The organism is Vibrio sp. JZG120, from assembly GCF_053890955.1.
Window position 1 is genome coordinate 108,068 of record NZ_JBSRRK010000010.1, and the last position, 20,495, is coordinate 128,562.

13 protein-coding genes are annotated in these 20,495 nt (G+C 45.0%); 8 read left to right on the forward strand and 5 right to left on the reverse strand.

All coding sequences use genetic code 11. The annotated features are described in order from the left end of the window. The first annotated feature begins 202 nt into the window (after positions 1 to 202). Together ACWPOD_RS18520 and tadA are read left to right on the forward strand one after the other, a co-directional pair. Positions 203 to 1,762: an AbgT family transporter gene (locus ACWPOD_RS18520; RefSeq protein ID WP_017635695.1), complete on the forward strand. Its 1,560-nt coding sequence runs from the start codon at positions 203 to 205 to the stop codon at positions 1,760 to 1,762. 252 nt (positions 1,763 to 2,014) lie between these two features. Then, on the forward strand, positions 2,015 to 2,524 hold the full coding sequence (gene tadA / locus ACWPOD_RS18525; RefSeq protein WP_373273872.1) for a tRNA adenosine(34) deaminase TadA: 510 nt from the start codon (positions 2,015 to 2,017) through the stop codon (positions 2,522 to 2,524). Positions 2,525 to 3,110: 586 nt separating this feature from the next. Here tadA and mltF read toward each other — a convergent pair. Beyond that, positions 3,111 to 4,688 carry a membrane-bound lytic murein transglycosylase MltF gene (gene mltF, locus ACWPOD_RS18530; protein ID WP_164666709.1) on the reverse strand — a complete coding sequence of 526 codons (1,578 nt, stop codon included), beginning with the start codon at positions 4,686 to 4,688 and terminating at the stop codon, positions 3,111 to 3,113. A gap of 299 nt (positions 4,689 to 4,987) precedes the next feature. Between mltF and purL the strand changes: the two genes are divergently transcribed. Continuing rightward, positions 4,988 to 8,881 (forward strand): phosphoribosylformylglycinamidine synthase, encoded by a 3,894-nt coding sequence (gene purL / locus ACWPOD_RS18535; RefSeq protein WP_456232131.1) that lies wholly within the window; start codon positions 4,988 to 4,990, stop codon positions 8,879 to 8,881. A gap of 294 nt (positions 8,882 to 9,175) precedes the next feature. Then, on the forward strand, positions 9,176 to 9,484 hold the full coding sequence (locus ACWPOD_RS18540; RefSeq protein WP_005391432.1) for a DUF3622 domain-containing protein: 309 nt from the start codon (positions 9,176 to 9,178) through the stop codon (positions 9,482 to 9,484). A 90-nt stretch (positions 9,485 to 9,574) separates the two neighbouring features. Here the strand turns inward: ACWPOD_RS18540 and ACWPOD_RS18545 are convergent, their stop codons facing one another. The 3 genes from ACWPOD_RS18545 to ACWPOD_RS18555 all read right to left on the reverse strand — a co-directional run bounded on the left by ACWPOD_RS18545 (position 9,575) and on the right by ACWPOD_RS18555 (position 13,645). Further along, positions 9,575 to 10,018 carry a DNA-directed RNA polymerase subunit beta gene (locus ACWPOD_RS18545; RefSeq protein ID WP_432585481.1) on the reverse strand — a complete coding sequence of 148 codons (444 nt, stop codon included), beginning with the start codon at positions 10,016 to 10,018 and terminating at the stop codon, positions 9,575 to 9,577. A 118-nt stretch (positions 10,019 to 10,136) separates the two neighbouring features. Continuing rightward, entirely contained in the window at positions 10,137 to 12,323 is a 2,187-nt protein-coding gene (locus ACWPOD_RS18550; RefSeq protein WP_456232124.1) for a TonB-dependent receptor domain-containing protein, read from the reverse strand. Between the two features lie 254 nt (positions 12,324 to 12,577). Next, complete coding sequence (locus ACWPOD_RS18555; protein ID WP_005391426.1) at positions 12,578 to 13,645, reverse strand: succinylglutamate desuccinylase/aspartoacylase family protein; 1,068 nt, start codon at positions 13,643 to 13,645, stop codon at positions 12,578 to 12,580. 329 nt (positions 13,646 to 13,974) lie between these two features. Between ACWPOD_RS18555 and ACWPOD_RS18560 the strand changes: the two genes are divergently transcribed. Further along, positions 13,975 to 14,514: a DUF3332 domain-containing protein gene (locus tag ACWPOD_RS18560; protein ID WP_104969122.1), complete on the forward strand. Its 540-nt coding sequence runs from the start codon at positions 13,975 to 13,977 to the stop codon at positions 14,512 to 14,514. A gap of 62 nt (positions 14,515 to 14,576) precedes the next feature. Here ACWPOD_RS18560 and ACWPOD_RS18565 read toward each other — a convergent pair whose 3' ends face one another. Further along, the gene (locus ACWPOD_RS18565; RefSeq protein WP_456232125.1) at positions 14,577 to 16,049 is read right to left on the reverse strand and encodes an aminoacyl-histidine dipeptidase; all 1,473 of its coding nucleotides are present in this window, start codon (positions 16,047 to 16,049) and stop codon (positions 14,577 to 14,579) included. A gap of 1,025 nt (positions 16,050 to 17,074) precedes the next feature. Between ACWPOD_RS18565 and ACWPOD_RS18570 the strand changes: the two genes are divergently transcribed. The 3 genes from ACWPOD_RS18570 to frsA all read left to right on the forward strand — a co-directional run bounded on the left by ACWPOD_RS18570 (position 17,075) and on the right by frsA (position 20,432). Then, a complete protein-coding gene (locus ACWPOD_RS18570) occupies positions 17,075 to 18,364 on the forward strand; it encodes an NCS2 family permease (protein ID WP_150916378.1) in 1,290 nt (429 codons plus the stop codon). Positions 18,365 to 18,628: 264 nt separating this feature from the next. Continuing rightward, on the forward strand, positions 18,629 to 19,093 hold the full coding sequence (gene gpt, locus ACWPOD_RS18575; RefSeq protein ID WP_005391418.1) for a xanthine phosphoribosyltransferase: 465 nt from the start codon (positions 18,629 to 18,631) through the stop codon (positions 19,091 to 19,093). A gap of 91 nt (positions 19,094 to 19,184) precedes the next feature. Further along, positions 19,185 to 20,432 carry an esterase FrsA gene (gene frsA, locus ACWPOD_RS18580; protein ID WP_005391416.1) on the forward strand — a complete coding sequence of 416 codons (1,248 nt, stop codon included), beginning with the start codon at positions 19,185 to 19,187 and terminating at the stop codon, positions 20,430 to 20,432. Positions 20,433 to 20,495: the final 63 nt, after the last annotated feature.

Genomic DNA, 20,495 nt, shown 5'->3' on the forward strand with positions numbered 1-20,495 from the left:
ACTGTTAATTGAGTTGATGTGCTACTGTTTTTATTATGTTTAATTGAAGTGGTGTTTTTGCAAAATATGTCTCCAATTATGAAAAAAAATATAGAACCTTGTGCTTTCTCCATTAGTGTTTACTAGAATACTCGTTGGATAGTAGGCCGTTATAATTATTCAAATAGGCCTTGGCACCAACATCATTCACTATGGAGTTACCATGAGTAACCAAGCTGTAAATAAGGCACCATCATCGAAGCCGAGCGGGATGGAGCGCTTTTTAAACTTTATCGAGAGGACAGGTAACAAAATCCCTGATCCTGCGATTTTGTTCTTCTGGGCATTGATCATTACTTGGGCGGCGTCAGCACTTTTGTCGAACGTATCGTTCGATCTTCCAAACCCTCGAACGGGCGAAGCTCTTACTATCACCAACTTACTTACGGGCGAAGCGCTAGCAAGTTTCCTTGCGAACATGGTGACGACGTTTACTGGCTTTGCGCCACTGGGTATCGTGCTTGTCGCAATGCTAGGTGTGGGTGTTGCAGATTCTTCGGGTTTTATTACGACGGGTCTTAAGAAGATGCTGAACTTCACGCCAGCTAAGCTTCTTACTCCAATGCTTATTTTGGTTGCCATTGTATCGCATACTGCGGCAGATGCAGGCTATGTTCTGGTTATTCCTCTTGGCGGTATAATCTTCCATGCGGCAGGTCGTCACCCTTTAGCGGGTATTGCGGCAGCATTTGCAGGTGTATCTGGTGGTTTCTCTGCAAACTTTATCCCTTCTGGTATCGATCCACTACTAGCTGGCTTTACACAAACCGCGGCGCAGGTTCTTGATCCTGAATATGTGGTTAACCCATTAGCGAACATCTTCTTCACTGGCCTATCTTCCATCATTATTGTGGGGATTGGTTGGTACGTGACAGAGAAAATCATCGAGCCTCGTTTATCAAAAATGCCAATTGATGACGATGCGGAAACCGCGCCAAACCTAGGTTCATTTACTGAACTGGAATCAAAAGCATTCCGTTATGCAGGTTGGGCAATGATGGCGGGTATTGCTTTACTTGTTGCAGCGTTAATTCCAGAAACATCAGCACTTCGCTCGCCTGAAGGTGAAATTACTGCCTTCTCAGCACCGATAATGAAATCTATCGTGCCGTTGATCTTTATTCTGTTTATCATTCCTGGTTACGTTTACGGTAAAGTGTCTGGAACGTTCAAGACCAGCAACGACATTATCAAAGCGATGGCTGATACCATGTCAACCATGGGCGCATACATTGTTATGTCGTTCTTCTGTGCTCAGTTCCTATCTGCATTTGCTCAGTCAAACATCGGTACGATGCTAGCGTTGTATGGCGCAGAAGGCTTAAAAGCGATGAACCTACCAGGTGAAGTGACTATCATCGGTATGATCCTTCTAACCGCGTCTGTAAACCTACTTATTGGTTCGGCATCGGCAAAATGGGCTTTAATTGGTCCAATCCTAGTGCCAATGCTAATGGCGGTTGGTATCTCGCCTGAGCTATCTCAAGCGGCTTACCGTGTGGGTGACTCTGTATCGAACATCATTTCGCCTCTAATGGTATTTTTCCCTCTTGTAGTGGTTTACTGTCAGCGTTATGTGAAGTCGGCTGGTATCGGTACGCTTGCGTCACTAATGATGCCATTCTCGATCGCAATGCTGATCGGTTGGTCTATCTTCCTAGTTGCTTATTGGATGGTAGGTATCCCGCTAGGCATTCAAGCTCCTTACACTTACACAATGTAAAAACGTGTAGGGTGTGAAAGCCGCTAATTGGCAGCCGAAAAGCGCAGGTCTTCGATCTGCGCTTTTTTGTTCTCGCAAAACGAACATTGATAGATCTTGTAACTAGGCTTTTTGGAGTAGCAAACTTTGCCCCGTGATGTGTTGCTGTAGTGAAACCGAAGTTAGTGATAAAATTCCTGAATTCAATCTTTTTTTGTTTCTTTGGAGCCTCCTTTGTCTAACCATCCTTTTACCCCTCAAGATGAATTGTTTATGCGCAGAGCGATGGTGCTTGCTGAGCAAGCAGAAGCAGAGGGGGAAGTACCTGTCGGCGCAGTGCTTGTCAAAGATGGTGAAATTATCGCTGAGGGGTGGAATCGCTCTATTGGTACTAATGACGCTACCGCACATGCTGAGATTCAAACACTGCGTAAAGCAGGCCAAAAGCTAGAAAATTACCGCCTTCTTGATACGACTTTGTATGTAACACTTGAGCCATGTCCAATGTGTGCGGGAGCCTTACTGCATAGCCGCGTTAAGCGGGTCGTTTTTGGAGCGCCAGATTTAAAAGCGGGAGCAGCAGGAACAGTGCTTAATTTGTTTGAAAGCCAAGCTGCTTACCATTACGCCTTAGTTGAAAAGGGGCTGCTAGAAGATGAGTGCCGCACTCAGCTACAAGCGTTTTTTAAGCGTCGCCGTAAGGAAATTAAAGCGAAGAAACAAGCACAAAAAGCATTAGAAAATGGAGAGAGTGGACAAAATTATGGAAATAGTGAGAGTTAGCAAACATCTACAACCGGGTAGATGTTTGCCTGAACGTACTAGTGATTGACTAAGTGTACAAAAACACGATTACGTGAACTTACTTTCTTTTTCATACATGTCAGTTTACGTTTACGTCGGATAGCAGCTACTGTGTTATTTAAACGCTTTGACTGCACTCTACGTCTTCTCATATTCAAAACCTCCTGCAGACAAGACTTATACCAGTAAATAGCGGTTCATCGATGCTTTACAATAGGCTCGATAATCGCACTAAACATTTGATGGTTTAAACGTTCTTCATTTGACTCCTGCATTGCACAGAGCCAGCAAATAATTTCAATACGATGCTTAATAATAGGAGTGGCGTTATTTCGGCAGAGCGTAGCCGATAGCGCCGCTTCATCAGTGAGCTAAACCATGTGGTTACGAAGCAATCTGTTACAAAGCAATCAGTTTAACTAACGGTGAAAAAAAGGCGACCAACCAAAGGAATGGTTGAGTGTGGTTGGTGTCACTCAGAGTCTTGGATTCTAGATAAGTTTTCGCTAGGACTCAATAAAAATGACGAGCTCATGGGCTCGTCATTTTTTAGTTTACAGCGGGTTTATTCTTCAAGGCTTTCTTGTTCGGTGTCTTCTTCAACCGTGACGTCAGAAGCACCTGATACTTGCTCGACGACAGCCTCTACTGCTCCTGATATCAAAATGTCGGGGTTGAGCGGCGGGATAACTTGCAAGTCATCGCTATTCTCATCAATCGCTGGTCTTTGGCTGACATGACCAATGATGGATTGATAATAACGTCGAATATTTTCTACGTAATTACGCGCTTCATCACCTCTGGCGTACCCATAGCGAGTTTGACTGTAGTAACGCTTCTGACGCAGTAAAGGCAATCTGTCTTTTACATCCGCCCAAGCGTTTGGATCGCCACCTTGCGCTTTAGTAAGTCGTCGTGCGTCCATCATGTGGCCATAGCCTATGTTGTATGAAGCCAGGGCAAACCATATTTTTTCATGCTCGTTGATGCTATCAGGCACGCGACCTACAATGCGACGTAAGTACTCGACACCACCACGAACAGATTGCTCAGGGTCTAAACGGTTTGTTACCCCGACGCTTTTCGCTGTTGGCAGAGTAAGCATCATCATCCCTCTAACACCTGTTGGCGATTTTGCCGCTGGCTTCCAGTGTGATTCTTGATACGCCAATGCTGCAATTAAGCGCCAGTCGAACTCTTCGCTGTACTTTTGGAATAAAGGTGCCCACTTAGGCAATTTGTCATCCAGAGCTCGAATGAATGCGCGAGTATCAACGTAGTCAAATGCTTCAATATGACCAATGTACTTCTCTTCGAGAGTGGACAGTTCTCCTGATTGTTTAATGTTACCGAAAAACTCTATCAGCATCGCATACAAACTTTCGTCTTCAGAGCGTCGAGTAAACCACGATACTGGTTGATCTTCTGTAAGTTCAAACGCGAGCGCAAGATCGGGGTAAAGGCGCTGAGCTAGGGAAAGTTCTACAGAGTCAGTCACAGTAAAACGCAACTCACCAGTGGATACATATTTAAGTAAGTCTCTCGTGTCAGCATCGCCAACAATTTCAAACTGCAGCTCTGGGTATTTCTTCTTTAATGCGGTTAGGGTCGGAACATATTGCGATTGTTCAACGATCTTTAATGTTTGCGCGCCTGCATTTGTATCTTCGTCTGATTCGCTGTCTTTCGATGCTTGGTATTCAATCAGCTGTTCGATATCACGTGGTCGAAGTTGCCCCTTTTTATACACAACTTGTTGGCTTACATAATAATAAGCAGGGCCAGGTCTAAAGCGTTTTACCGCTTGTGACGTTTGATTTAAGCCCGTAGCAATGAGATCAATATCTCCTTTCTTAAGAGCAGGAAAAAGCTCAGCTTGGCGAAAGGCAGGTTTAATCTCGAGCTTGACGCCGAGCTGCTCCGCAAACTGACGCGCCAATTCGTAATCCAACCCCGCGGGACCATCGGGACCAATATAATAGGAAAGCTGATTGTTTAGCGTGCCAACACGAAGCACGCCACGTTCCTGAATTTTTTCGAATTCACTTTTGGGTTCCGACTCAATCTGGCAGGCAGAGAGTAGTAGCACAGAAACAAAAATTAGAGCGCTGCGCTTGAGTCGGTTGAGCTGGCTTATTTGCATTAATAGGTACATCTTAGGAAATTTCTATTTGCCTTTATATCAAAGCGAGCTCATGGGGCAAAGTGAATCACACACTTATAGCGTGACATTGTGTGTTTTATCGACATTTTAGTCGTAATTCAAATTTGACAAAAAAAATGACGCAAACGGTTGCTTTTGGTGTTACATCACAAAAACAATTGCTATATAATGCGCTCGCAATGACGAGGTGGAATCGGCATAGGTTCGACAGGGCTTATTTTAAGTGTCTGAATTTATTCCAATATCACCTTAATCAATTGCATAAGAGACCTAAGCACATGAGAATTTTGCGTGGCTCCCCAGCTCTTTCTGAGTTTCGTGTTAATAAACTACTGGAACTTTGTCGTGAACAAGATCTGCCTGTAACTGGCATTTATGCCGAGTTTATGCACTTTGCCGATCTAAAGTCTGACCTTGATGACCAAGAGTTAGAAAAACTTGAAAAGTTACTAACTTACGGCCCAACCATCGAAGAGCATGAGCCAGAAGGTCTTCTACTTCTTGTTACGCCTCGTCCAGGCACTATCTCGCCTTGGTCTTCTAAATCTACCGATATCGCTGTTAACTGTGGCTTGGATAAAGTGAAACGTCTAGAGCGCGGTACGGCTTATTATGTCGAATCTTCAGTTGTTCTATCAGAAGCTCAAGTTGGCGCTGTCAAAGCGTTAATTCATGACCGCATGATGGAAACGGTATTTACAGCATTTGAAGCTGCGTCAGCGCTGTTTACAGTCGCTGAGCCTAAGCCTGTGGCGCATGTTGATATCTTAGCGGGCGGTCGTCTTGCGCTTGAAGAAGCAAACGTTTCCCTTGGCTTGGCACTCGCAGAAGATGAAATTGATTACTTGGTAGAGAACTTTACTAAGCTTGGGCGTAACCCAAACGACATTGAATTGATGATGTTTGCTCAGGCGAACTCAGAGCACTGTCGCCACAAAATTTTTAACGCAGATTGGACTATCGACGGGGTAGATCAACCTAAGTCTTTGTTCAAAATGATCAAAAACACGTTCGAAACGACACCTGACTATGTGCTGTCTGCATACAAAGACAACGCGGCCGTTATGACGGGCTCTAAAGCGGGTCGTTTCTTCCCAGACCCTAAATCTCGTCAATACACTTACCACCATGAAGATGCGCACATCTTAATGAAGGTAGAGACGCACAACCACCCAACGGCAATCTCTCCATGGCCGGGCGCATCGACTGGTTCAGGCGGTGAGATCCGTGACGAAGGCGCGACGGGTATCGGTGGTAAGCCAAAAGCGGGTCTGGTTGGTTTTACAACCTCTAACTTACGTATTCCTGGTTTTGAACAGCCATGGGAAACCGACTTTGGCAAGCCAGGTCGTATTGTTAACGCGCTAGACATCATGCTTGAAGGTCCTCTAGGCGGCGCGGCATTCAACAATGAATTTGGTCGTCCAAATCTATTGGGTTACTTCCGTACTTACGAAGAAAAAGTGACCTCTCACGCGGGTGAAGAAATCCGTGGTTACCACAAACCAATCATGATTGCTGGTGGTATGGGTAACATTCGTGACAAACACGTGCAGAAGAAAGAAATTCCAGTGGGTGCGAGCTTAATCGTACTTGGTGGTCCTGCAATGAACATCGGTCTTGGTGGTGGCGCGGCGTCTTCAATGGCGTCTGGTCAGTCAGCAGAAGATCTGGACTTCGCGTCAGTACAGCGTGAAAACCCAGAGATGGAGCGTCGCTGTCAGGAAGTGATCGACCGTTGTTGGCAGCTAGGCGACGACAATCCAATTGCATTTATCCACGATGTGGGTGCGGGCGGTATCTCTAACGCATTGCCTGAACTTGTCGACGACGGTGAGCGTGGCGGTAAGTTCCAATTACGCGATGTACCAAACGATGAGCCGGGCATGAGCCCACTGGAAATCTGGTGTAATGAATCACAGGAACGTTACGTTCTTGCGGTAGCGCCAGAAAACATGGAAGCATTCGACGCAATCTGTAAGCGTGAACGTGCACCATATGCAGTGGTGGGTGTGGCGACAGAAGAGCGTCATCTAACGCTAGAAGATTCTCACTTCGACAATACACCAATCGATATGCCAATGGATATCCTGCTTGGTAAGCCACCGAAGATGCACCGTGACGCAACCACACTAAAAGTGGAAAGCCCTGCCATTGTTCGTGAAGGTATTGAGCTTAATGAAGCGGTGGATCGCGTACTTCGTCTTCCAGCGGTTGCAGAAAAAACATTCCTAATTACTATCGGTGACCGAACAGTAACGGGTCTGGTTGCTCGTGATCAAATGGTTGGCCCTTGGCAGGTACCAGTAGCAAACTGTGCAGTAACAGCGGCAAGCTATGACACTTACCACGGCGAAGCAATGTCGATGGGTGAGCGCACGCCAGTGGCATTACTAGACTTTGGTGCATCGGCTCGCCTAGCGGTTGGTGAGTCACTAACGAACATTGCGGCAACAGAAATCGGTGATATTAAACACATTAAACTGTCTGCGAACTGGATGTCGCCAGCGGGTCACCCAGGTGAAGATGCCGGTCTTTATGAAGCAGTCAAAGCGGTGGGTGAAGAGCTCTGTCCTGCATTAGGTTTGACGATCCCAGTTGGTAAAGACTCCATGTCGATGAAAACCAAGTGGGAGGAGAACGGCGAGAGTAAAGAAGTCACTTCTCCACTGTCGCTAGTTATCACGGCATTTGGTCGTGTGGAAGACGTACGTAAGACCGTGACTCCACAACTACGCACTGACAAAGGCGATACTTCTCTAGTTCTTGTTGACTTGGGTAACGGCAAAAACCGCTTAGGTGCGACAGCATTGGCACAAGTATACAAGCAGCTGGGTGACAAACCTGCTGACGTAGATAACGCTCAGCAGCTAAAAGGCTTCTTTGATGCAATGCAAGCGTTAGTACGTGATGACAAGCTAGTGGCTTACCACGATAAGGGCGACGGCGGTCTATTTGTTACACTGGCTGAGATGGCGTTCGCGGGTCACTGTGGCGTAAAAGCGAACATCGCAGAGCTGGGTGATGATGCGCTAGCCGTTCTATTTAACGAAGAGCTAGGTGCGGTTGTTCAAGTTAAGAATGATGATCTGGATTCAGTTCTATCTACTCTGGCGGCAAACGGCTTAGAGGCATGTTCACATGTGATTGGTTCAGTTAACGCTTCAGACGACTTTATTATCTCTTCTGGTGATGCAGTTGTGCTTGAACGTTCACGTACCGAACTACGCGTTATCTGGGCTGAAACAACGCATAAGATGCAAGGTCTACGTGATAACCCAGCGTGTGCTGACCAAGAGCACGAAGCTAAGAAAGACAACTCTGACCCGGGTCTAAACGTTAAGCTCAGCTTCGACGTAAATGAAGACGTTGCAGCACCGTACATTGCGAAAGGTGCTAAACCTAAGATGGCGATTCTACGTGAGCAGGGTGTTAACTCCCACGTTGAAATGGCTGCAGCGTTTGACCGCGCAGGTTTTGAAGCAACCGACATCCATATGAGCGATATCCTAACGGGTCAAGCGGTACTGGATGAATACCATGGCCTAGTAGCTTGTGGTGGCTTCTCTTACGGCGACGTACTAGGTGCGGGTGAGGGTTGGGCTAAGTCTATCCTGTTTAACGCACAAGCTCGTGAACAGTTCCAAGCCTTCTTTAACCGTAAAGAGACGTTCTCTTTAGGTGTATGTAACGGTTGTCAGATGCTTTCTAACCTGAAAGAGCTGATCCCGGGTGCAGACTTGTGGCCACGTTTTGTTCGTAACGAATCTGAGCGTTTTGAAGCGCGCTTTAGCCTAGTTGAAGTTCAGAAATCTGATTCTGTATTCTTCGACGGTATGGCAGGTTCGCGCATGCCAATCGCGGTTTCCCACGGAGAAGGGCGTGTAGAAGTACGTGATGCTGAGCACCTAGCAGCGATTGAAGCATCAGGTACGGTTGCGGTTCGTTACGTGGATAACCTCGGTAACCCGACGCAACAATATCCGAACAACCCGAACGGTTCGCCAAACGCGATTACTGGCTTAACAACAGCAGACGGTCGCGTGACAATCATGATGCCTCACCCAGAGCGTGTATTCCGCACAGTTGCAAACTCTTGGGCTCCGGAAGGTTGGGGTGAAAATGGTGCTTGGATGCGTATGTTCCAAAATGCACGTAAGAATATCGGTTAATTAACCAAAGGTTAATCTAGCTTAAGTAAAGCGTTGGTTGAGAGACCAGCGCTTTCTTTTTTCTTATTGCTCTTTTTCTTCGTCGCTCTTTCTCGTGACTAGGCTAAACGTTGCTTTGTTCTGCCTCTTCTTTGTCATCTATTATCTCGCGTAAAAAACTTGCAGCGTTTAGATTACTTTTATGCTCTAATACCGCGCTTACCAAGGGATGGTGTTAAACAGCTCAGCTTAGATGGAGTTATCAAGTTGACCGAATCCCTGATTGATCCCTAAATCCCTTAGGAAATGAAAGAAATGTCTAAGAATCCAAAATTTGCTATCCGCGTCACTGAAAAACGTAACGGCTGGAGCGCAGAAATCACTCGCCAAGTGACATCTCGTAAGACTGTAGTATCAAAGCGTGAAACTGGCTTTGACAGCGAAGAGAAAGCACAAGCTTGGGCTGAACAAGAACTGGCTGGTTTTATCCAAAACCAAGTGGTTCGTAACGAGCGTAAAGCAGCGCAACGTCAAGAGCGTGAAGCAGAACAACTAGCGGCAAAAGTTCGTAAAGAAGAAGCCCGCAAAGCACGTGACGCTGAAGTAGACGCTGACGAAGAATAGATTCAAGTCGGTTAGATGGTGACGTCACCCATCAAACAAAAAGTGAAAATGCCCTGAGCTTTGTCTCAGGGCATTTTTTATTGTATCGACTTAAAAACAATCCGAAGATACGGACAGGCTAAACGTACCGTCTTCAGGGGCTGCAAATTGTTTATTGCCAGGAAGAAGGTGAGGGTTATTAGCATAAGTGCGATGTGTTGACTTGCCCTTTGCCGAGTGCCTCTCTGGTAAATCAAAGTGTTGCAATCCGTCAGATAGATCGTTTGCTTCACCGTAGTCGAAATGCGTTGCGACGTCTTTAGGCTGCTTGGCATAACGACAGTGATCCGGCTTTCCATCTTCATGCCAAGTTAACGCGTTTGTTTTGGCGTCTAGATTCAGATTATTTGTTGTTGGTTGTGCGTAATGATCCTCAATAACTTGGTGCTGACTCTGCTCTTGTAAGTAGTCAGCAATGCTCTCATAAGGCTGTGCCAGGCTTTGACTTGCTAGAACGAAGCAAGCAAGAAGAAACAGTGTTTTTAAGTTGTTCATAGTGTGTATGCAAGCAAAAAGAAATGATAGTACTGACAAATAAAACGGTGTGCAATTATGGTTGTTCGTAAAAAAACAGCAGGGCAGTTAATATCTGCCCTGAATCTTTTGGGTATAGTTAGTATTGATAAGTGAGGTGCAGTTTGACTTCGCGACCAGGCGAAGGCACGCCATTAGATAGGTATGCTTCGTAGTAACGATCGGTTAAGTTTTTCACAACAGCGCCAACACTCAAGCCTTCGACTTGTTGTATTTCCCAAACCACGTAAGCGTTTTGTAGCGTGTATTGCTCACTTGGTGATTTCACTTTTAAATTGTTACCGCTTGCCTTGGTTTTGGTTTGCGCATCATACCAACGGACTTCCCAGCCCGTACGTAAACCAGGAATCCATTCGTAACCTAAACCCAGATTAATGTTTAATGGTGGCACATCAGGGTGATCATCATCTGAACCTGTCGAGTCAGATAGGCTACCTTTGTTTTTGCCGCGAATGTAACTTGCTGAGAAATTACTGTAGAAATCTTCAATCCGGTATTGTGAAATTAGCTCAAAGCCGTAGTTTTTAAAGCCATCTAGGTTTGTATTCCAGCTTTGTAACTCAGTAGTATTTTTGTCGAGGTTTTCGCCCGTTCGTATATCAACCGTGTCGCTAACATCGTTATAGAATAAAGTTAACTCTGTTGCGAGGTTATCGCGAGTATTCACCAGCCCTTCCGTTAAGTTGATAACGCTTGCTTGATAAGCATGGATACGAGACACGTCCAGATTCAAAGCAGTAGCCGTAGCGGTAGCTCGTGCATATTGCACTGAGTAGATGTTATCAACGGTTGGTGCTTTTAAAGCGTAGGCGTAGGAGGCGTTTAAACGCGTATTTTTGGTCGCATCAAAGTCGATATCCAAACGTGGGCTAAAGCCTTTATGCGTCGTTTCACCGTAGTCATGTCCGGCGGCTGGGTCATTATAATCCGGCGCGGCGTTCCCTTTTCCTTCACTCTTGATGTATTCGTAACGCAGAGAAGGTGTGATGGTTAGACGGTCTGTTGCTTGATAGTGATCAGCAATGTAAGCCGCATAAATTGACTGCGTGCCAGATGGTTCGTAGTAAGGGGTATACCAACCGAAGTTTTTGGCTTCATTACTGTCGTATGATGCGTTGAATACTAACGAGTCTCTATCGGTTTTTTGATATTGAAGCCCTGTGACTAGAGTGTGGTCTCCGAACTGCGCTTGGTTAAACACATCAGCATAGTCACGCTCGTAACTTAACCAAGACTCGTGACCGTAACTGCCAACAGAAACGAACATTTTCTCGAATGCCACGTCAGGGCGAACCCAGTGACGATCGTTTTCAGAACGTGCCATTTTGATATTGAAATCAATATACGGGTTAGTCGGCATGTAGTGGTAAGAGATGGTCGTGGTGTTATCCGTGTATTTATTATCGACGGTGTATGCGTATTTGGCTTTTTCTAATGATCCGTATTTCTTGATGTTGTACTCAGTGATGTTAGGCATTTTTCCGCGGCGGTTAGCCCAAGGTTTACGACCTTCATCTTTGTAGCGAGTGTGGCTAATTTCAAACTCGTGATCGTTGTTTTCATAACCGACTTTTACGAGCATGTTTTCTTGCTCATAACCTGAGTAATCCAGCGTTTCACCACCACCGACTTTAATGTCATCAGAATCTTTTACCGAGCCATTCGCTAGAAAATAAAAACCAGTATCGTTTTTACCATAGAGTGTTAGCGTGTAGGCATTCTCATTGCCGTTGGTGTTGTATGCACTTGAGATGCGAGCACCAAAGTTTCTGTCGCCGTAAAGGAGATCATCGACACTCTTGGTTTTAATGCGAATGGAGCCACCAAACTTTCCGTTGAGTGCTCGATAGTCGTGCGCGCCCTTGATAATTTCTGCTTCACCAATCAAGAACGGATCAAAAAAGAAAGTTCCGTAGCGGTATTGTTGAAAGCCAATTGGAGCGCCATCGACAAATACGGCGATATCGCTTGGATCATCAAAACCACGAATATTAATACGTTCGCCGCCGGAACGGCCGCCGCCATCTAATGATGCGCCCGGAACAGCATCGATCATTGAGGCAAAATTGGAGTACTGTTGCTCTTCAATCTCTGACCAATTAATGGTGGTTTGCGCAGGCTCTGCAATGGTAATAGGTTTGGCATAACGCACACCGATGACTTCAAGCTCTTCATTTGGCGTTGTCTCGGCATATGAATAAAGAGGGAAGAGCAAAGTCAGTGAAATGAGATTTACTTTGAATGGATGACTTTTTAATCGTTTCATATTGATGATTTATAGTGTTTTTATGAAGCTCGGATTATAAGAACATTATTACGATTAATAAATGATAATGAGATTAATTATCAAGTGTGTTTTTGCGATGGCTTGTAAAGTTTTTTATCCATTCGTGGAAACTACGATGAGTATCTGTAGCTTACAGAAAACAAAAAGCCCAGCATCATGGACGCTGAGCTCATTGGCTTTTAAACAAGATGGTGCGAGCACTGTTAGCTAATCAAGTGCGTACTTGGTAGGAGTTACTGAGTTTCTAACGGGATCTGTCCGGTAGTCAGTGGCTCGACATCGAACTCGGTTAGTCCTTCAATGTAACTTTCAACGGCTTGTTCTACCGAATCATCACCTTGGTTGAAGTAAGCAAGGTGGAAGATCGCATCGCCTTCATTAACCAGTGGCAAAGTTTGTTGACCGATCACCAAGCCACGCTTTGGCGCTTTGAGCTCTACCTCATCATGTCCAAGAGGAGAGCTGATATAGGCGAGAGTTTCACCCTGTTCCACTTTGTCTCCCAGATTAACGACAGTACGCAAAATACCGTTACCTGACGCACGAACCCAGCTGGTGGACTTCGCTATGATAGGCTCAGGCAGCTTTTTTCGGCTAGCGCGCAACATGCCAATGGCTTGCATTACGCGCCGAACCCCGAGTACACCAGCGCTGATTGACAGTGGATCAAAACGCAATGCTTCGCCAGCCTCGTAGGTGAGCACGGGGATGTCACATTTTTCCGCTTCACTGCGCAAAGAGCCATCACGCAATGCTGAGTCAACAATCACTGGCGTAGCAAACGCCTGAGCAATACGCAGAGTTTCTGGGTTGCTTAAGTTTGCGCGAATCTGTGGCAGGTTCGTGCGGTGAATGGCTCCGGTGTGCAGATCCAAGATGTAGTCACAACGCTTGGCAATGTTGTTAAAGAACCCGTGTGCCATTCGAGATGCAAGCGCGCCTTTTTCACTGCCAGGAAAGCAACGGTTGAGATCTCGTCGATCGGGCAAGTACCGTGATTTATGGATGAAACCAAAAACGTTAACGATAGGTACTGCAATGACAGTGCCTTTCAGTTTTTGTGGATCCAGTTGGTTAATGATCTGACGAACGATTTCTACGCCATTAAGCTCATCACCATGGATAGCAGCATTGACCATTAACACAGGCCCTTCTTGTTTCCCATGGATGATTTCCACAGGAATAGATAAAGGCGAATGTGTGTATAGTTTCGCTGCTTCAAATTCGATCTCTAATCGTTGTCCTGGTTGTATTTGATGCCCTAAGAGCTCAAACACTTTGCTTTTTTTACTTCTGGCCATAAACCATCTCTGTCAAATGCGTTATCAGCAATGTAACAATTGCTGCAAAATCGCACTAATCATTCTCATTAAGGACACGACAAATTACTTTAATCGTCATGCGCGAAATCTCAGCATGTGTGAAGTTTTTGTTTTCAATATGATCTTTTCTATCAGTTTAATACATAACGAGAGGTACAGAAGGAAGAGCAATCATAGGCTTAAAAAATGTGACTGTATTAAAAATAATACTGATAATGAGGGACAAAAAAACGGACTTTTAACCCTACTTTTTATCCGATAATATCCGCGCCGAATTTGAGGTCTAACATTTCTAACTAGAGGTTTTGATGAAAAAGGCAATTGCTAAAATTGGTGCATTGACTGCTGTAGCAGTTTCACTTTCAGGTTGCGTTGGCAGTAATGCCGTGACAGGTTATGTCATGGGGTTTAACTTGAAAGCTGTAGATAACCGTTACGCTCGAGGTGGTCTAAACATGCTTTTAGCACCTGTTTATGGTGTCGCAATCGCAGCGGACTACATCGTGTTTAACTCTCTAGAGTTTTGGACGGGTAAGAACCCTTTAAATGGTAAGCCACATATCTTCGATACAAAGATGGATACTTACATCGATGTAAACCACCAGTTAGATAAATCGTTAACGACGGCGCCAATTGCACCGTTAGCGAATAACCGTGTTATTGATCAGGGTCGAATGCAGCAAATCGATGAGAATACTGTTCAAATGGATATTACTTACAATAACGGCGAGAAGGCGACACTTATGGGTGTGCGCGATGGTGAGCTTGTCACTTACTACATTGATGGCGAGGTCGTTGCACAAACCTCAATGGATGAATTAGCCGCTTATACGCAAAATCGCGTGTAATTTGGTCCAGCCAAACAAAAAAGGGTGCCGTAAAGCACCCTTTGTCGTTTTTCGTGCTTGAATTACGCTTTCTCTGGAATTGCCTCTAGAAGCGCGACCATTTGGTCCCAGTACAGCTGAACGGTATCAATCTTCACTTTCTCATCTGGTGAGTGAGGGAATTTAATTGTTGGACCGAAAGACACCATATCCATGTGTGGGTATGGTTCTTTAAACAGGCCACACTCAAGACCAGCATGGATGACCATGATGTTCGGTTTATGACCGTAAATGCCTTCATACATATCACGGAAAATTGCCATGATCTCGGAATCTGCATCTGGCTTCCAGCCAGGGTAAGCACCTGAGAACTGAATTTGTGCGCCTGCTAATTCAGCAATTGAACGTAGCATACTCTCAACTTGGCTGCGGCCAGAGTCAATCAAAGAGCGAATCAGACACAGAACTGTCACTTTATTTTCTTCAGTAGTGATCACGCCAACGTTCAGTGACGTTTCGACCACACCTTCAATTTCGTCGCTCATGCGCATGACGCCATTTGGGCATGCGTTAAGTGCGGCAATGAAGCGTTGCTGATCGGCGATTGAAAATACTTGCGCGTCAGTCGTGATCACTTCATTAAAGGTTACGATACCTGTTTCGATTTTACCCAATTCAGTTTTAAGCAGCTCAGTGTAGTGGTTGAACAGCTCAGCAAGCTTGTCTTGGTTTTCGACAGGAAGCGCGACAGTAACAAACGCTTCGCGAGGGATTGCATTACGTAAGCTACCACCACGGAATTCGACTAAACGTAAATCAAGCTCTTGAGCATGACCGGCAAGGAAACGACCAAGTAATTTGTTGGCATTACCGCGACCTGTGTGAATGTCACAACCTGAGTGACCACCTTTTAGGCCTTTCAGCGTCAGTTGGCGTGTTACGAAACCTGCAGGTGTTGCTTCTCGAGAAATATCGAAAGTCATGGTGCCATCAACACCACCGGCGCAACCCATGTAGACTTCGCCTTCTTGTTCAGAGTCTGTGTTTAGAAGGATCTCACCTTCTAACCAACCAGCCTCAAGACCAAATGCGCCAGTCATGCCTGCTTCTTCATCAATCGTCAGCAGAACTTCGAGTGGACCGTGCTTAATGTCTTTAGATGCCAATACAGCAAGGCAAGAAGCCATACCAATCCCGTTATCTGCACCAAGCGTCGTGCCTTTCGCCGTTACCCATTCGCCATCGATGTAAGGTTGGATTGGATCTTTGGTGAAGTCGTGTTCGGTGTCTTCGTTTTTCTGCGGCACCATGTCGATGTGTGCTTGAATTACAACAGCCTTCTTATTTTCCATTCCAGGTGTCGCGGGCTTTTTGATGAACACGTTACCGGTTGGATCACGGCGAACGTCAAAGCCTTGCTCTGTTGCCCAGTTGATAATGTACTGTGCTAATGCTTCTTCATGCTTAGATGGGTGAGGGATAGAACAAATCTTATCGAAAAACTGCCAAAGTGGAGCAGGTGATAAGGTACTGATCTCAGAATGGAACTCAGACACGGAGGACTCCTTTTGATGTGCTTTGCCAAATATATACCGTAAAAATATTGTCGAGATAGCATTAAATGCTAGACGATTTGGCCTTCAAATTGCCGTTTAGCATACCACCAGATAAGGAGTACGAGTAGTCGCGTGCACAAGGATTTCTCTCAGAACTGTCACAGTTTGTGAACACAATAACAGGCACTATGTGTTCTTTATCATACATTCTGAAAGTGGCTTTATTTTTTAATTCACAAAACTGTAATTTAATTACATTTAAACTTTGATAAAGGTCAATTTATACATTTTTTGTGATTTTAATCACTAAAATGCTTGTAATTAAATTTCTTGGTGGTATATTTGTAACCAGCTTCTGAGAGAAGAATGAAATGCTCAAAGGATGAGTCCGTTTTATCGCCTCCAAGGAACCGAGAAATCAACGAATGTTTAATTGATTTAAAAGGTGATAGTTATGAAAGGTTTACCAAGTACAATGTTCTGGAATAGCAAGTCTGTTTACACCGGCAACTTTGTATACCCAACAAGCTTTGGCTACTAAGTGAAGTCAACGCATGTGACTCGAACAGTTTGTTCACCCCTATAAATTGGAATTTTTTTTCAGTGATAGTGCTGACATGATTCGCCGCCACCCAAATTGGGTGGCGTTTTTTTATCTCCACTTTCTCTTTCTGACACATTTTCTGCCATCAAGGCAGGATTCTATTCTCTGTTCTTCAGTTTTATCGACTTCCCCGTCAAATCCACCTAGATATGACGCTTAAAACGCCCAGTTTCTATTTGAAAGTTTAGTACATTGTTCAGTTTTTATTCTGTTGTTGGGTTCTGAGCAATAATTATTAATTGTTGTTTTATAATAATATATTTTCTGTTTTGCTTTTAAGAATTAGCGAATGGGTTTCATATCCAAAGAAAAAAATCGCATTAGAGTGAAGATTCTATCTAGAATTTGCTATTTGATAACTTTATAATTCCCGCCAATCGATTACGCAACCGTTTACTTTTTACCTTTACAGGATTCGATCATGCTCGAGAGGCTTTTTAAGCTCAGTGACAATGGCACAAATGTGCGCACTGAGATCATTGCAGGTGTTACCACCTTCCTAACCATGGCTTACATTATTTTTGTAAACCCAGCGATCCTGTCGGATACCGGTATGGACCGTGGTGCCATTTTTGTTGCAACTTGTCTTGCGGCCGCTATCGGCTGCTTCATCATGGGATTTGTTGCCAACTACCCAATTGCACAAGCACCAGGAATGGGGCTGAACGCATTTTTCACTTACTCTGTTGTGTTGGGAATGGGCTATACGTGGCAAGTTGCGTTAGCGGCGGTGTTTGTTTCAGGCCTGCTGTTTATTCTTTTGAGTATATTTAAGATCCGTGAGTGGATTATTAACTCGATCCCGCATTCTCTTCGAACTGGTATTTCAGCCGGTATCGGTCTTTTCTTAGCATTTATCGCATTAAAAAATGCAGGCATCGTCGTTGATAACCCTGCGACATTAGTTTCTATGGGAGACATCACATCATTGCCATCTGTATTGGCTGCGATTGGTTTCTTCCTTACTATCGCGCTTGTTCACCGTGGTGTGAAAGGTGCGGTGATGATCGCCATTCTTGGTGTTACAGCGCTTGGCCTTCTATTTGGTGATGTGCAGTGGGGCGGCATTATGTCTACGCCACCCAGCATTGCACCAACTTTCATGCAACTGGATTTCTCTGGTTTGTTTGAAGTTGGCATGATTTCCGTTGTGTTTGCTTTCCTATTTGTCGATTTGTTTGATACCGCAGGTACGCTAGTTGGCGTTTCTCAAAAAGCAGGCCTCACGGATGAGAATGGCAACATCCCGCGTTTAAACAAAGCGTTACTTGCAGACTCAACGGCAACGTCAGTAGGTGCACTACTTGGTACCTCAAACACCACATCTTACATTGAGAGTGTTTCTGGTGTGGCGGCTGGTGGTCGTACTGGTCTAACAGCAGTGGTTGTTGGTGTGCTCTTCCTACTTGCTCTATTGTTTTCACCACTAGCAGGAATGATCCCAGCTTACGCAACATCGGGCGCTCTGTTCTATGTCGCGATTTTGATGTTGTCTGGGCTAGTAAGCATTGATTGGCGTGACCTAACGGAAGCATCACCAGTTGTTGTGACTTGTTTGGTGATGCCGTTAACGTTCTCGATTGCAGAGGGTATTACGTTAGGCTTTATCGCGTACTCGGCGATCAAATTATTCAGCGGCAAGGGCCGTGAAGTGTCGATGAGTGTGTGGGTGATGTCTGCCATCTTCATCGTCAAATACCTCGTCGGTTAATTTCTCGAGCAAAAAGCCAGTGTGGATTTATTCACGCTGGCTTTTTCTTTTTTCATGTTGTTCACTTCAGACGGTTTTTCTGCGGAATAGGCAGAGAATTTTGATATCACCGTTGGTATTAGCGGTGTGTTTCGGTAGAATAATCGTTTGCGCAGCTTGAAATCCTCATCTCCATACGTTTTGGAGAGGTCAGTGAGCATTCCGCTTTTGAGTGAGTTCGCTAGATTTTGAGGATGCATATTTTCAAATTATTAGGTTATTACAATGAGTAAAAAATTCATTATCACTTGGGATGCAATGCAGACTTACTGCCGTGAACTGGCTGAAAAACAAATGCCAGCTGAGCAATGGAAAGGGATTTGGGCAGTAAGCCGCGGTGGTTTGGTTCCTGGCGCTATCTTGGCTCGTGAACTGGGTATTCGTTACGTTGATACAATCTGTATTTCAAGCTACGACCATGATCATCAGCGCGATATGACGGTACTAAAAGCACCTGAAGGCGATGGTGAAGGTTACCTAATCGTTGAAGACCTAGTAGACAGTGGTGATACGGCGCGCAAACTACGTGAGATGTATCCAAAAGCGAAGATGATCGCTGTGTGTGCGAAACCTTCAGGCAAAGCGTTGCTAGATGATTATGTGGTAGATATCGCGCAAGACACTTGGATTGAACAACCTTGGGATATGTCAATCCAGTACGCTGAGCCTGTAAACCGCAAGCAAAAATAAACGCTATTAAAGAATATTGAGAAATGCCCCTGTATAGGGGCATTTTTTTTATTATCATAACAACTCATGCTAATAGCCTAAGGTTCTTCCTATGTCTGAAGACGTCAGTAAAAATCTTTCCGAAACTTTGTTCGTGAAACATAAGCAAGCAAAAGAAACCTCTGCGCTTACCCAGTACATGCCGACCAGTCAAAAAATACTTGATGAGCGAGAGGCGCAGGGTGATCGTGCTTGGTATCGTCATTTGCGCCGCTTGCAATGGGCTTGGCAAGGGTTGTCTCCGATAGAGATGGAAGGTGTGCTTTCTAAAATCGCTTCTTCTTCCCACTCTCGAACCAATGATGATTGGTTAGACACCGTAATGGGGTACCACAACGGCAACTGGACATTTGAGTGGATTAAGCTCGGCATGGAGCATCAGAAGCGTTCAAATGAAATGCAAGGTGAGGAGGCCGCCGATGAACTCTTCACTGCTTCTTTGTGTTTTAGTATCGCAGGCTACCCACATCTGAAGAATGATAATTTGGCCTTGCAGGCTCAAGTGCTGGCAAACAAAGCGTACTCTGACGGCGCAGAGAAGACCAAGTACACTATCAAGCAAATTGAAGTGCCTTACCAAAATCGCAAAATCATCGCGAATCTTCATTTGCCAAGAACCGACAAACAACTGCCTGTGGTGATGGTGAGTGCTGGTCTCGATACGTTACAAACCGACATGTGGCGTTTGTTCCGCAATCATCTTGCACCACGAGATATCGCAATGTTGACGGTCGACATGCCTTCGGTGGGGCACAGTTCTCACTGGCCTTTGACTGAGAACTCAAGCTGTCTGCACCAAGCGGTACTAAATGAGCTGTATTCATTGCCTTGGGTGGATCATCACAAAGTGGGGTTAGTTGGATTTCGTTTTGGTGGTAATGCCATGATCCGACTCTCTTTTGTTGAGCAAGAGAAGATCAAAGCTTGTGTAGCCCTCGGCGCACCCGTACATGATATTTTTACTTCCCCTGAGAAGCTGCAAAAAATGCCGAAGATGTACTTAGATCTTTTGGCTTCTCGCTTAGGGAAAAGCGCGGTTGATATTAATAGCATGGCGGGCCAGATGATGGCCTGGTCATTGAAAGTTCAGGGCTTCTTGAGCAGTAGAAAAACTAAAGTACCTATTTTAGCTTTGAGCCTTGAAGGCGATCCGGTGTCTCCACACAGTGATAACCAACTCGTCGCGCTGTTTAGCCAGTATGGCAGAGCGAAAAAAATCAGTTCCAAAACGATTACAAAAGGATATGAGCAATCCCTCGATTTAGCCATAAAGTGGCTAGAAGATGAATTATTAGGGTGACAATTCTCCTAAATTAGTTAAAAGTGATATATCTGAGCAAAAAATAAGCTCATGATAATTAAA

Coding starts and splice junctions, on each gene's coding strand:
- ACWPOD_RS18540 (WP_005391432.1), top strand. CDS start 9,176: ATGTCTAAGAATCCAAAATTTGCTATCCGCGTCACTGAAAAACGTAAC.
- tadA (WP_373273872.1), top strand. CDS start 2,015: ATGCGCAGAGCGATGGTGCTTGCTGAGCAAGCAGAAGCAGAGGGGGAA.
- mltF (WP_164666709.1), bottom strand. CDS start 4,688: ATGCAAATAAGCCAGCTCAACCGACTCAAGCGCAGCGCTCTAATTTTT.
- frsA (WP_005391416.1), top strand. CDS start 19,185: ATGTCTGAAGACGTCAGTAAAAATCTTTCCGAAACTTTGTTCGTGAAA.
- ACWPOD_RS18555 (WP_005391426.1), bottom strand. CDS start 13,645: ATGGCCAGAAGTAAAAAAAGCAAAGTGTTTGAGCTCTTAGGGCATCAA.
- ACWPOD_RS18570 (WP_150916378.1), top strand. CDS start 17,075: ATGCTCGAGAGGCTTTTTAAGCTCAGTGACAATGGCACAAATGTGCGC.
- ACWPOD_RS18560 (WP_104969122.1), top strand. CDS start 13,975: ATGAAAAAGGCAATTGCTAAAATTGGTGCATTGACTGCTGTAGCAGTT.
- ACWPOD_RS18545 (WP_432585481.1), bottom strand. CDS start 10,018: ATGAACAACTTAAAAACACTGTTTCTTCTTGCTTGCTTCGTTCTAGCA.
- ACWPOD_RS18550 (WP_456232124.1), bottom strand. CDS start 12,323: ATGAAACGATTAAAAAGTCATCCATTCAAAGTAAATCTCATTTCACTG.
- purL (WP_456232131.1), top strand. CDS start 4,988: ATGAGAATTTTGCGTGGCTCCCCAGCTCTTTCTGAGTTTCGTGTTAAT.
- gpt (WP_005391418.1), top strand. CDS start 18,629: ATGAGTAAAAAATTCATTATCACTTGGGATGCAATGCAGACTTACTGC.
- ACWPOD_RS18520 (WP_017635695.1), top strand. CDS start 203: ATGAGTAACCAAGCTGTAAATAAGGCACCATCATCGAAGCCGAGCGGG.